Raw genomic sequence first — 13,260 nt, forward strand, 5'->3', positions numbered from 1 at the left:
TGATTTGAAGATTTGGGTTTGAGAAAATTTCAAGCGTCAATAATACGAAATTTTAATTTCTAACAGCCGATTGGTGATAAGTAAAATAAAAAAAGGGCCAAAAGGCCCCTTTTATTTGAAAATCAATCATCTAAGCGACCACAGAAGGTCTGCGTCTAACCCCAAAATCATCGGCTAATTGTTCAATCAATTCCTTATTGGGTCTGTAGATCGGCTCATTGGGTATACTATCGTACAAATCCCATAGTTTTTTAGGATATTGTTTCCTACGGTTTTGAATCCATTGTGCCGTGTAGTAATATGAATAAATCACCCAATCGTTATCCTGATTAATGATTTTGTTATTGTTGAGTTTAATATACCTAATGAAGGTAGAAGCACACTTGTCATAATCACCCAACGAGAAGTAACCAATCATCAAACATGAAATAAAGCTATCCAAACTTTCGGAAAATGATAATTGCTGATAGGTAATTAAAGTTTCTTCCACTAACATCACTGCTGTTTTTCGCATTTCATTGGAACCCAATAAAAGCAAGGCAGCATAGTTCAAACGCAAATGAATCATATCATTCAAATGCTCCTTACCCCAGTTGGTATTATCCAATAAATACTTAGATCTTTCCTGCCAAGATGCTATATCCTTTTTGTCTTCCGGCTCAATAATCCGTTCAAAACCGGGTCGGTGGAGCATAGTATGATACTTTGACAAGTAATAAGTTCCTTTAATATTTGTGGCATACAGTTCAGGCAAATTGGCAAAGTATTTCCAGAATTTATAATAATGTGAGTAACTCAACAAGCGCTCCAATTCTTTTTTACCTTCCTTTTCACCATAATTATAATCAGGGAAATTCAATTTAAACAGGCTCAATCGAGTTCTAATTTCAGTTAAGAATGGCATGGTTACATACCCATACTTATTCAAATCACTTTCAAAATCCAACAGGTATTGTTGAGTTTCCGGAGAAAAGAACTCCGAAGGAGTAAAGTAATATTTGATAAATAAAATACAATACCTTGCATAGGAAGAAATGGCAAAGGAAGGATGATTAATGAAGTTATTGAAATAGGCTAGATGCTCATCCAACTTTTCTAACATATTGGTTCGGCGAGCGGTAATATTAAAATGAGTCTTAAAATAGACTTGCACCTCATTATACACCTTATTAGTTTCCAAAACCTCTACCAAACGACTATGCAACCTCAAACTTTCACCAAAGTTGTAATGTAAATAATTCTGTTGAGATAGAAAGGCTAAAACAGCAGTTTGAGTCCTGAAATCCTCTATCTTTTCTGCAATATCAAGTAGATTTTCAGCCAAAATATTTGCCTTTTCTAAGCGACCTGTATTAACCAAAACCTCCATTAACTCAATATTATGAGACAAAAACGAAGGATAATTTTTAGCTACCCAACCAGCCATTCGGAAGGTATAGGAAGCTAACTGATTAAAATTCAACTTACTACGACTATCATCCTTTCCATAAACCAACCTACACAGCATATCTCCACCTTGAAACGAATCCGGATCTCTGTCGATAGATTTCACCAACTTCAAAGGCAATAGCGCATTAGTCTCCTGTAAAAAACCCTTAAACTCTGCTAAATGAAAATCACTTAGCAATTTCACAAATTTTTCTATGGTTAATGGTTGAATCTTCTCATTTTTAATTTTCCTAGGCATGGGGGTTGATTTTGAAAATAAGATAACAAAGATCGAAAATTACTCGAACTAAACAAGCAATTTGAATAAAAAATAATATTAATAACCCTGGATTACCAAAACTCATCTGATATAATTCAGTATCCGTAAAAAAAACACTCAAAAAATAAATAAAAATACAACCATAATTCTGATTAACAAGCATTTAATCAATTCATAGAAATTTTTAATTAATAAAAAAACTCACACAACCAAGAACAAAATTAGTCTTTGAAGCCCAAATAAAGATTCATTACTAGACAAAACTATCCTGTCAAACCCCAAAATATTTCTTGATCCTGACAAAATTGGAAGTATAAACAGATTTAAAAATCGACTTTTTTTTCAAAGAAAAATTATAAACATCGGATTTCCTGCATCATTTTAATTCGATAGCCACTCAGAATTAAACTTCAAAGAATATCTATTTTATTTTGGACCCATCTAATGGATACCTAACTTAATAATCCATAAATTCTTCGAGTAAATCACTCCTAAATAGATTTGTAGCTAACAGAGCTTTAAGAAGATGATTGGAGCTTTCCCCAAAATCTGCAATAGAATTCTATTCAGGCTTGCGATTAGTTCAAATACAAGGATTTCAGAACGATTTTTACTTCAAAGTAGTTCACTTTTATTTCACCCAAAAATCAACCTGAAACCCCTGTCCTTATTATATTTGAAAGCCACATAACACTTCTATTGCAGATTTTATGTGTCATCTTTTCAAGCCAAAGGTTGCGATTGCATAAAATCCATTATTTTACAACCTTAGCCAATACAGGCAAATGCTTCTGCCTAAATCCATTTCAAACTTTAAGAAGGAAAGTTTTAGCAAAATCCCAACTTAGAATTCCCACACTAACTGCAATGTTTAGCGAATGTTTGGTCCCCAATTGCGGAATTTCAATAACTGTATCTGAAGCATCTACAACGAGTTGATCAACACCCTCGACTTCATTTCCAAAAACCAAGGCATAGGATTTATTAGGATCCCATTCAACTGTTTCAAGAGACCTACTTTTTTCGGCTTGCTCTACAGAACAAACAATAAAACCTTGTTCCCTGAGACTTTGGACAGCCTCCATGGTAGAACTTGTATAGAACCATTCAACGGTTTCGGTGGCCCCCAAGGCTGTTTTCTGTATTTCACGATGAGGCGGGGTAGCCGTAAAGCCGCAAAGGTATATGGCCTGAAAGCGAAACGCATCAGCAGTGCGAAAAACAGAACCAATATTATTTAAACTACGAACATTGTCTAATACCAACACCATTGGAAGCTTTGGTGCGATTTTAAACTCCTCGGCCTTTAAGCGCCCCAGCTCGGCATTCTCCAACTTCCTCATGTTTTAACCTTTTAGAGATTTACCTATCAACAAACCAGACAAAATAAGCAATAATACCCCGGAAAATAAACGAATCCACTTATAACTTTTAGGATTGACTAGCTGCCTGGCTCGTTTTGCATAGTATGCTTTAACCATGTCTAGAATGGTTGCAGTTCCTATACAACTTGTAAAATAAATAAAAATAGATTGTGGTTGAGAATTATAGGATTTCATGGCAAGCCCAACGGTAGTAAACCAAAACACGATGACCGAAGGATTAGAGGAATTAAGCAAAAAAGACTTAATCGCTAAGCCAACAGCATTTTTGGCATTGAGCGGTTCAGGTTCATTTTCGAGGGGATTTTTTTTAGAAGTTAGTATGGAAACGGCAAATCCCAAAACGAGGATACCACCAACGATACCCATCCAATATTGAAAGGTTGGATCGAGCATAAAATTACCCAAACCATACCAGGCAAGCAGAATATAAGAAACATCGGATGCTAGAATTCCAATTTCTAAAATCATAGCAGCCCTAAAGCCAAACCTCATGCTTGTATTAATAAGCAAAAAAAAGACAGGGCCTATCAAAATACTAATGATTAAACCCAGAAGAATACCATCAACTGCAACCAAAATTTAACTACTTAATTTATTACGCTCGTTCTGCACAAAGTTAATCCAATCTTCAAACAATTCGGGTTTCATGACCCTTGGGAATTTATTTTGACCACCTTCTTTTCCCATTTTCTTCATCCATAGATCAAAAAAATCGCGAGGAACAATGTCAACCTTAATCTCCTTCAATGCGGATTGCCTTTCCACAGCATAATCATCATTCAGTTCTGAAAGAGCATTATCAAGTAAAGCGGCTACTTTTTTAGAATCAATATCAAGGTTGGTTCCAATAAACCAATGGTGCATAAATCCTGTTTCAGCTTTTTTCCCACATACCGTAAATTCATTCATTTGAATTCCGGTTTCTTCAGTAAGTTTTTGAATGGCTCTATTCATATTATCTACACTCAGATGCTCTCCGCAAAGACTCAAAAAATGCTTAGTACGTCCGGTAATTTGAATTTCGCATCTCTCCAAGTCCGTAAAACGGATGGTATCTCCAATCAAATAGCGCCAGGTTCCTGCACAGGTACTCATAACCAAGGCATACTCTTTTCCTAATTCCACCTTATTAATACTCAAGGATTTGGCATCTTCTTTAAATTTACCATCAGAATCAAAATTAGATTCATCGAATGGAATAAATTCAAAATAGATTCCATTGTTCAGGAGCAATTGCATTCCTTTGGCATCCTTTCGATTCTGGAAAGCGATAAACCCTTCCGAAGCCAGGTAGGTTTCCAAAAAAATAATTGGTTTACCCAGCAATTGATTAAAACTTGACCGATAGGGCTCAAAAGATACCCCTCCGTGGACAAACACTTGAAGGTTAGGCCAAACTTCATGAATATGCTTAACCTTGTGGTAGGCAATTACCTTTTCCAAAACAATTTGCAACCAAGCAGGCACTCCAACAATAATTCCAATATCCCAATCTGCACTGCTTCGCATAATTTCATCCAGTTTCACACTCCAATCTTTTTCAGAAGCTATTTCTCTTCCGGGCTTATAAAATGGTTGAAACCAAAAGGGAATATTTCCTGCACTAATTCCACTCAAATCTCCTTCATAGTAGCTGCCTTTGTGATTCAAATCTATGCTCCCGCCAATCATAAGAATATCCTTTTCAAATAAAGATTCAGGCAAATTGTATTCTGCCAGGGAAATGAGTTGTTTTAATCCTACCCTGGTAATGGATTTTATGGTATCCCGAGTAATTGGAATTCGTTTGCTGGCGCTATCGCTGGTTCCTGAACTTAAGGCAAAATACTTTATTTGACCGGGCCAAGTGACATCCCTTTCCCCTTTTAAGGAACGATGCCACCATTGCTCCTGAATTTTATTGTAATCGAAAAGAGGCACACTGGATCTAAACTGAGAAATTGGATCTGTTGAGTTTAATATAGACCTAAATCCAAAGGCTTTACCAAAACTAGTTTGCTTTGCTTTGGTAAGTAATTTAACCAACGTACGCTGTTGAAGAATAAATGGATCTCGGGGAATACCTATTTTGCCAACTCGGCTACCAAATGTAATGGCTCGTTTTAATGTTCTTCCAATAATTGCCATACCTTAAATTAAGAAGATCAAAGGTAAACTTTTCCTATTGGTATCAACCTAGGAAAGAAGTTAACAAAATTGTCTATTCCAAAACAAATGGAATGGATGGTGAATTATCAAAGTGCAAAAAGTAAAAACCTTGAAGACATTTAGGATTTTCAATTAACCACTTACCATCGGAATATTTGAAATTAAATTCTGAACTTAAATCTCTTCCCAACACATCTAACACCGTGGGTTGGTCCTTTGATCCAATTAAGGTTGAGGAATTGGAAAAAGGATTAGGCATCAAGTTCCGGGAATTATATGGAATCTGTTCAACTCCGGTTGGACAGCCTAATTGGGTGTTTAGGTATTGAACACGTTCGGAAATAAATGATTTTAATCCGGGCGTTTGATTAACCGTATTGTTGATATTATCTTCGAACTGAGAATTGGAATACATTTTATTGGGATCTGAATAGTAATCTGCCCTTATGCGATTAGCCAAGGAATCAATTTGAGGCTCCAGGTTTCCGCTGTTAAAATCGGATTGAATATAGGAACAGATTTGGTCTTTCAACCGTTGACGATAGTCACTATCTGCAAGAAGTTTATTATTTAGCGGTCGATTTGTGGCTGGCGTTGGAATATAATCATATGCCAAACTAGACATGGTTGTATTTTGTAGTCCCCCGGGATTAAAATTACCAAAGGATTCGTTCACATCCCACATAATCCATTGGAAGAACTGAAGGGAGTCATCATGATAAATGTAATAATTATGTCCTGAACCGGTGTAACTGTCGAGATTGACAAACAAAACATTGGCAGCCCAATAGCGAATGTATTGTTCTACATTCAGGGTAGCTTCCAAAGAATCTTTCCAAACCGATGCAGCTTCATTATTGAGATTGTCAATCAAACGAACTAAATCAGACCAATCCTGTGATTCATTTGTTTTCTTTTCATACTTATCATAATACTGCGATTCTTGAGCCCCATACCATCTCAAATCACCTGTTGGATCGCCTTTATACAGATTTCCACCTTTATTATTGAATCTTGTTTTGCAAAAAATTTTTCCAACTTGTTCAACACAAGTATAGAAACCCCAGAACTCGTTATTTAAATAAACCTTTGCATAGGTACATCGAGGGGCATTAATACCATTTCTTTTGCAAAAATCAAGGCACATTTTTTCCCTTAACATAGTCGGATCTTTGAATCCATTATTGAGGTTCAAAGTCGTAATATCATGAAAGTCAGCCGTATCTACATATTCATCAAAACTAACTTTTATAGATTTCTTTACCCCGGGATAGGTCGTAAATGAGGAATTACCTTTCAATTGAACACCAATTGGAGAGGGGAATGCTACACCGTCTATTTCTACGTTTGCTTGCATCATCAGATCGGTGTAATAATTGGCAATTAAACTGTCCCAAAAGGATGGTTGAGTAAAGGTAAATTTAAAGACATGAATATCAGGCGAGTTAAAAATTGCATCGCCATTGTTATTAAATTGAGCCTTCAAACTAGTGGCAGATAAAAATACAACGCTAAAAATTGCGAAGACAAATTGGAAAAGGAATTGCTTTGTTAAATTCATGTTAAATTTAGACGAAAGTAAGCAGAACTGGTTTAATGCGACTAAATTTCGGTTGAAAGTTTTCTAAAATTTCCCTTTCAATTGCTTTTGAATTTGGATATGTTTGTGGGCTATGTTCAAATACAGTATTCTTTTATTGGTTATTGCCCTAGTGTCGGTAGCACCGATGACTGTATGGTCGCAAAACGACATTGAAGAACTAAAAAAGGAAAACCTGATTGAAAAAAAAATAGAAAATATCGCTGAAGGTACAGATGACGAAACAGACTTTACTAACCTGATTGACGACTTAGTTGAAATTGCTAAGAACCCTATTAATTTAAATTCTGCCAGTAGAGAAGACCTGGAACAATTGAATCTATTGGACGAAGTCCAAATCAACAACTTATTGGCTCACATTGCAAAAAATGGAAAGCTCATGAACTTGTATGAACTTCAATCTATTGATGGTTGGGATTTAAATACCATCATCAATCTGAGACCTTACATTGAAGTTAAGGACAATACAGACGTAGCAAGGTTAAGTTTTAAAAACATTTTCAAAAACGGAAAAAGTCAATTCTTTACTCGGTATCAACAAATACTTGAAAAATCAGAAGGCTACCAACCTGCATCTGATAGCTTGCTCCAGGCCAGTCCTAATAGCAGGTACGCCGGCAGCCCATACCGATTATATACCCGATATGTTTTTAAATACTCTACCAACCTGCAATTTGGAATTACAGCTGAAAAAGACGCAGGTGAACAGTTTTTTAAAGGCAATCAAGCCCAAGGTTTTGACTTTTATTCCGGCCATTTTATTTTAAAAAATGCCACTTCCTGGTTAAAAACCTTGGCAATAGGCGATTATCAAGCTCAATTCGGACAAGGTTTAACTGCATGGACCGGTTTAGCATTTGGAAAAACGGCTGACCCTTACAGTATAAAACGCAATGCAATTGGTATTAGACCCTATACTTCAGTTGATGAAAATCGCTTTTTGAGAGGAGGGGCAGCAACTTTTAGATTGTGGAAATTTGAATTAACTGGTTTTTATTCCTACAAAAAAATTGATGGAAATTTAACCGCAGCAGATTCCACCAACGATGCCGATGTTCAGGTTACTAGTTTTGACCAAAGTGGATACCACCGAACGGTTTCTGAAATGGACAATAGAAAAACCATTCAGGAAAGAATGGCAGGAGGTCATCTTTCTTTCAAGTATAAAACTTTGAACCTAGGTTTTACTGGAGTAAATTATAAGTACTCACGCGAGATTCAAGCTAATGACGACCTTTATAACCAGTTTGAACTAGCTAAACAAAGCAATTCAAACTATGGAATTGATTATTCCTACACTTTTCGAAATTTAAATCTTTTTGGAGAAACTTCCATGAGTCAAAATGGGGGTTTAGGTTCAATCAATGGCCTTTTTTGGATGCTGGATCCCAAGCTTACTTTAATTGCAGTTAGACGAGATTTTCAACCAAAATTTCAAAGCAGGTATTCCAATGCCATTACAGAAAACACATTGGCAGCAAACGAAAGTGGAACCTATGTAGGTTTTAGAGCCTATTTGGGAAAAGGTTGGGGTCTGCAAGGTTATGCCGATTATTTTACCTTCCCATGGTTAAAATACCAAATAGATGCTCCTAGCCGAGGTTGGGATTATTTACTTCAAGTTAATTATACTCCCAGCAAATCCTTTGACGCCTATTTCAGAATTAGACAAAGACAAAAACAACGCAACCAAACCGAAGTTGAAGAAGGAATTCCGGGGTTGGTTAACCTGGATCAAACTAATTTCAGATTCAATATTTCCTACAGAGTTTCACCTTCCATAAAATTAAGAAATCGAATAGAATATGTTCTTCTAAAAAACACAAGCGGCCAATGGGAAAAAGGTTTTATGATGTACCAGGACGTCAGTTATTCTGCCGTTGGAAGCCCAATTACCATCTCAGCCAGGTACGCCTTATTCGATACCGACAGCTACAATAGCCGGATTTATGCCTATGAAAACGATGTACTTTATGCCTTTTCCATTCCTGGATTGTATTACCGAGGCAGCAGGTATTATGTTACCCTGAAGTACCATGTTTGGAGAGGAATTGATTTGTGGCTAAGGTTTTCTCAAACAGTATACTCCAATCAAACGGAACAAGGAAGCGGCATCAGTTATATCTCCGGTTCAACTCGTTCCGAAATTAAAGCTCAAGTTCGTTTCAGCTTTTAATTTCTTATACCGATTACAATAAGGCCAACTAGCTGGAAACAACCTATTTTTTAATTCTTTGTATGCGGGCCCCCTCCGCCCATCCAGCTTTTTTTTTAAAGCCAAATCAACCTGCACGGGCGTTCGGGTCACGCTATCGGCTGTAGTCCTCGGCCCCCTAGGCTAAAGCCGTAGTGGGCCTGTGGGCTACTTGCCTCTATCGTTGCCCGAGGCGCAATTTATAAGTTAAGTGTCAAATCTATTCTGTCAAGGTATCTATGAGGTTCCTGCAAGTTGGAAGATCCCTAGCCTTAGGAAATAGCTAAAATTTCAACAAATTATAAACCCTCCAAGGATTTCTCATCCCCTTTTTTTGCAACAATGTAGTTCCCGATAATCAAATAATCCATATCGGCTCGATCAAAACTCCAAACAGCATCGTATGGGTTACATACAATAGGTTCTCCCTTAATATTGAAAGAAGTGTTAATTAAAACCGAATAGCCGGTCTCTTCCTTAAATGCCTCTAACAAATCACGCATCTGAGGGTTTTCAGTTTTATTAACCGTTTGAATTCGAACCGTATTATCCACATGAGTTATTGCCGGAAGCTTCTGCCTGTACTCCTCCAAAACATCATACACCACCAACATATACGGATTGGGGAAGCTACTATCAAAATATTTACCACAATCTTCTTCCAGAACTATGGCTGCAAAAGGTCTAAATCCTTCTCTAAATTTCACTCTGGCATTCAGAATATTCTTCATATCCAGATTCAATGGACTTGCAATAATACTTCTATTACCCAACGCCCTCGGGCCAAATTCCAATCGCCCTTGAAACCAGCCTATAATCTTATTCTCCGCCAACTTTTTCGCAGCAAATTTGGCGTAGTTAGTTTTGGTTTTAACATATGGCAAATCAAATTGTCTAATTGCTTTTTCATACGCATCATCCTGATAACCGGGACCTAAAAAGGCCGTATCCATAATGTATTCCCGTTTCCGGTTTAAAACGGCATGGTTCAATAATAAGGCACTCCCCATAGAGGTTCCACTATCACCGGCAGCAGGTTGTATAAAAACATTCTTAAACAACCCTTCCTTTGCAATTAATCCATTGGTTACACTGTTCAATCCTACCCCTCCGGCAATGCATAAATTCTCTGATTTGGTTGTCTTTTTTAAATACCTAACGGCATGAAGTAAAACATCTTCTACAATTCGTTGTGCCGCTGCAGCCACTTCCAATTCCTTTTCCGTCCAATCTTTACCCTGGGATTTTGATGGCCCAAACAAGGCAGTAAACTTCTCACTAACCCCACTCTTCCTGGTATAATGGTATGAAAAATAACTCATATCCATTTTAAATCCTCCGTCGTCTGTTAGTTGAAACAGCTTTCGCATTTGGGCATATGTTTCCGTATTTGGATTTCCATAGGATGCTAACCCCATCAATTTTCCCGGACCTTCAATTAATTTAAAACCTAAGTGTCTGGAAATTGCTTGATAAAAAGCCCCTAAAGAATAAGGGGTTTCAATGCTCGAGAGTTTTTGTATGGCATTACCTTTTCCATGCGCCAACAAAGAGGTAGTCCACTCCCCTGCCCCATCGGTTGTTAATATAGCAGCATCTTCGTAAGGGGTTGGATAAAAGGCGCTGGCTGCATGACAAAGATGGTGTTCCATTAAATGAAACTGGAACTTATTATTTCCCGGAAAAATCTGTTGGAGGGTTTGAGGAATTTTTCTCATTTGCCCTAAATAATTCAACATCCCCAAATTTTCTTCCACCGAAAAACTCCTTTGTTCCATTAATAAAGATGGCACCTTATCCCAAAACTTCAATAAAAAGACAGGAATCTTGGAATAGGAAATGGAAGGCTTCCAAAAAAAGGTTACATGATCAACATCGGATAAAGAAAGTCCTGCATGATCTAAACAAGCCCGAATGCTAGCTTCAGGGAGACCACCGAAATGTTTTTTCCTATTAATCCTTTCTTCCTCTACTGCAAATACAAGTTTATTGTCAATAATCAAACTGGCAGCAGAATCATGCCCATAACAATTAAAGCCTAAAATTACCATTCATCAATACACTAGTGGGTTTACAATCCACAAAGAAACAAAAGAAGACCCTTAAATTGAAATTTAATCGCTTTGATTTTTTTTTGAAATGTAAAATTCAGCAACTTAGCAGCCTTCATGGTTTTCAGCAGCATCGTTTTCATTTTGTATTTCCTGCCGGTTTTTCTGTTGGCATATAAAATAGCTGACAGGAAGTATAAAAACCTGACCCTTCTTTTCTTTAGCATAGTCTTCTACAGTTGGGGGGCTCCAAAATTTATTTTTGTCATTCTTGGAACCACCTTTCTTGATTTCCACTTGGTAAAATGGATGAATCGAAGCGAGAATCCCTTGCATCGAAAAATTATGTTATCTCTTTCCGTTGCAGTTAATCTAGGTTTGCTTTTCTATTTTAAATATTCCAACTTCTTCATCGACAATGTCAATCAGGCCTTAGGATTATTTGGTTTTAATGGTATTGTTTGGACCAAACTAATTCTTCCCATTGGAATTTCTTTTTACACCTTTGAAACAATTACCTATGTGGTGGATGTCTATCGCAAAATCCACAAACCTCTCCAAAATTTCTGGGATTATCTGGTTTACATTTTACTCTTCCCAAAACTTATCGCCGGGCCAATTGTTAGGTATCACGACCTGGCCGATCAAATCAAAGACCGACAATTATCCGAAACTTCCGACAACTTTTTAATTGGGTTTTACAGGTTTGCCATTGGTTTAAGCAAAAAAGTCCTTATCGCAAATCATATGGGACAGCATGCCGATATTCTGTTTACCTGGAACTATGCCGACTTGGATACCTGGAGGGCTTGGTCAACCATTTTGGCCTATACTTTCCAAATCTATTTCGACTTTTCAGGATACTCCGATATGGCTATAGGAATATCACAAATGATTGGGTTTAAGATTCCTGAAAACTTTAACAATCCTTACACCGCCATCAGCATCACCGATTTTTGGAGAAGGTGGCATATTTCGCTTGGAAATTGGATGAGAGAATACCTATACATCCCATTGGGTGGAAATAGAGTAAATTCAAAATTTCGTCTTTACCTAAACTTATGGTTAGTTTTCCTCGCATCCGGTCTATGGCATGGCGCTTCCTGGAGTTTCGTTCTGTGGGGTGCATACCATGGTTTATTCTTGGTTCTGGAACGAATGTTTCTTGGAACATTTTACAACAAACTTGGAACCTGGATTCCTCGGATTATTACCTTTTTCTTGGTTTGTATCGGTTGGGTTTTCTTTCGTATTGACCATATCGGTCTTGCCTGGGAATTTACCAAACGATTATTAGCATTCGATTTCCATGATTTCCCCGTCTTCGATGCCGAAACTAATTTTTATTTCATCCTAGGTTTCATTTTTTCCTTTTGGTCGGCCTTTCCAATTTTACATTCCATTCAAAACGAAATCTATTTCAAACCTTACGGAATCGGAAAACATCTCCTGGTTTTCATCCTATGCTTTGGCTTAATCTTAGTTAGTATTGCCAATATCACCGGATTTAATTTTAACCCATTTATTTATTTTAGATTCTAACATTGAAAAATTGGGAAAAACATATTAAAACCGGATTAGCCTATCTGCTTCTGATGCTTTTGTTTTGGCCAATTATTCAAAAAAGCAATCATTGGGTTAAACTTGAACCCCTCAAAGGTGCCATCGTCGAACCCGAAAATACCCAATTTTCATGGGGAGATTGGATGAATGGAAATTACCAAGAAAAAAAGGAAAAATACCTCAACGAAAAATTTGGATTTCGCTCCTTCTTTATCCGTTTGAACAACCAAATCGGCTACGACCTTTTCCATAAAGCTAGAGCAAATGGGGTAACCATTGGAAAAGAAAACTGCTTGTTCGAGCAAAATTACATCAAAGCCTATTATGGTGAAGATTTCCTGGGCCAAGACTCCATCCGGGAATTGTTGCTCCAGGTTAAATTTCTTCAAGATACCTTAGCCAAGCAAAACAAAACCTTGCTCCTCATACATGCCGCCGGCAAAGGCTCCTTCTTCCCCGAACTCTTTCCCGAATCAGAACTACGTACCAATAAAATTGGAACTACCAACCATAAAACCATGGTAAAAATCGGGGCCGAACTCGGTATTAATCAATTGGACTTTAACACCTACTTCGTTCAACAAAAAAACAAATCAAAATACCCATTGTAT

The 13,260-nt window shown here is 37.2% G+C and carries 9 protein-coding genes; 3 read left to right on the forward strand and 6 right to left on the reverse strand.

What is annotated here, in order from left to right:
• Positions 1-130: 130 nt before the first annotated feature.
• The 5 genes from K1X82_05965 to K1X82_05985 all read right to left on the reverse strand — a co-directional run bounded on the left by K1X82_05965 (position 131) and on the right by K1X82_05985 (position 6,802).
• Complete coding sequence (locus K1X82_05965) at positions 131-1,687, reverse strand: hypothetical protein (protein ID MBX7181638.1); 1,557 nt, start codon at positions 1,685-1,687, stop codon at positions 131-133.
• Positions 1,688-2,514: 827 nt separating this feature from the next.
• Positions 2,515-3,051 (reverse strand): RNA methyltransferase, encoded by a 537-nt coding sequence (locus K1X82_05970; GenBank protein ID MBX7181639.1) that lies wholly within the window; start codon positions 3,049-3,051, stop codon positions 2,515-2,517.
• 3 nt (positions 3,052-3,054) lie between these two features.
• Positions 3,055-3,603: a LysE family transporter gene (locus tag K1X82_05975; protein ID MBX7181640.1), complete on the reverse strand. Its 549-nt coding sequence runs from the start codon at positions 3,601-3,603 to the stop codon at positions 3,055-3,057.
• A gap of 69 nt (positions 3,604-3,672) precedes the next feature.
• A complete protein-coding gene (locus tag K1X82_05980; GenBank protein MBX7181641.1) occupies positions 3,673-5,220 on the reverse strand; it encodes a GH3 auxin-responsive promoter family protein in 1,548 nt (515 codons plus the stop codon).
• 73 nt (positions 5,221-5,293) lie between these two features.
• A complete protein-coding gene (locus K1X82_05985; GenBank protein MBX7181642.1) occupies positions 5,294-6,802 on the reverse strand; it encodes a CotH kinase family protein in 1,509 nt (502 codons plus the stop codon).
• Between the two features lie 112 nt (positions 6,803-6,914).
• On the opposite strand from K1X82_05985, the gene K1X82_05990 reads away from it, so the two are divergent.
• Positions 6,915-9,017, forward strand: a complete 2,103-nt coding sequence (locus K1X82_05990; GenBank protein ID MBX7181643.1) for a helix-hairpin-helix domain-containing protein — start codon at positions 6,915-6,917, stop codon at positions 9,015-9,017.
• Positions 9,018-9,334: 317 nt separating this feature from the next.
• On the opposite strand, the gene K1X82_05995 is transcribed toward K1X82_05990, so the two are convergent.
• Positions 9,335-11,086, reverse strand: coding sequence for a carbamoyl transferase (locus K1X82_05995; protein MBX7181644.1), 1,752 nt, complete (start codon positions 11,084-11,086; stop codon positions 9,335-9,337).
• A gap of 117 nt (positions 11,087-11,203) precedes the next feature.
• Between K1X82_05995 and K1X82_06000 the strand changes: the two genes are divergently transcribed.
• Together K1X82_06000 and K1X82_06005 are read left to right on the forward strand one after the other, a co-directional pair.
• Entirely contained in the window at positions 11,204-12,628 is a 1,425-nt protein-coding gene (locus K1X82_06000) for an MBOAT family protein (protein MBX7181645.1), read from the forward strand.
• 2 nt (positions 12,629-12,630) lie between these two features.
• A partial coding sequence (locus K1X82_06005; GenBank protein MBX7181646.1) for a hypothetical protein occupies positions 12,631-13,260 on the forward strand: 630 nt, incomplete at its 3' end.

It is taken from the genome of Bacteroidia bacterium (assembly GCA_019695265.1).
Classification (GTDB): domain Bacteria; phylum Bacteroidota; class Bacteroidia; order JAIBAJ01; family JAIBAJ01; genus JAIBAJ01.

Excerpts from the sequence above, each read along its gene's own strand:
- K1X82_05985 (MBX7181642.1), bottom strand. The coding sequence starts at position 6,802 with ATGAATTTAACAAAGCAATTCCTTTTCCAATTTGTCTTCGCAATTTTT.
- K1X82_05995 (MBX7181644.1), bottom strand. The coding sequence starts at position 11,086 with ATGGTAATTTTAGGCTTTAATTGTTATGGGCATGATTCTGCTGCCAGT.
- K1X82_05990 (MBX7181643.1), top strand. The coding sequence starts at position 6,915 with ATGTTCAAATACAGTATTCTTTTATTGGTTATTGCCCTAGTGTCGGTA.
- K1X82_05965 (MBX7181638.1), bottom strand. The coding sequence starts at position 1,687 with ATGCCTAGGAAAATTAAAAATGAGAAGATTCAACCATTAACCATAGAA.
- K1X82_05970 (MBX7181639.1), bottom strand. The coding sequence starts at position 3,051 with ATGAGGAAGTTGGAGAATGCCGAGCTGGGGCGCTTAAAGGCCGAGGAG.
- K1X82_06000 (MBX7181645.1), top strand. The coding sequence starts at position 11,204 with ATGGTTTTCAGCAGCATCGTTTTCATTTTGTATTTCCTGCCGGTTTTT.
- K1X82_05980 (MBX7181641.1), bottom strand. The coding sequence starts at position 5,220 with ATGGCAATTATTGGAAGAACATTAAAACGAGCCATTACATTTGGTAGC.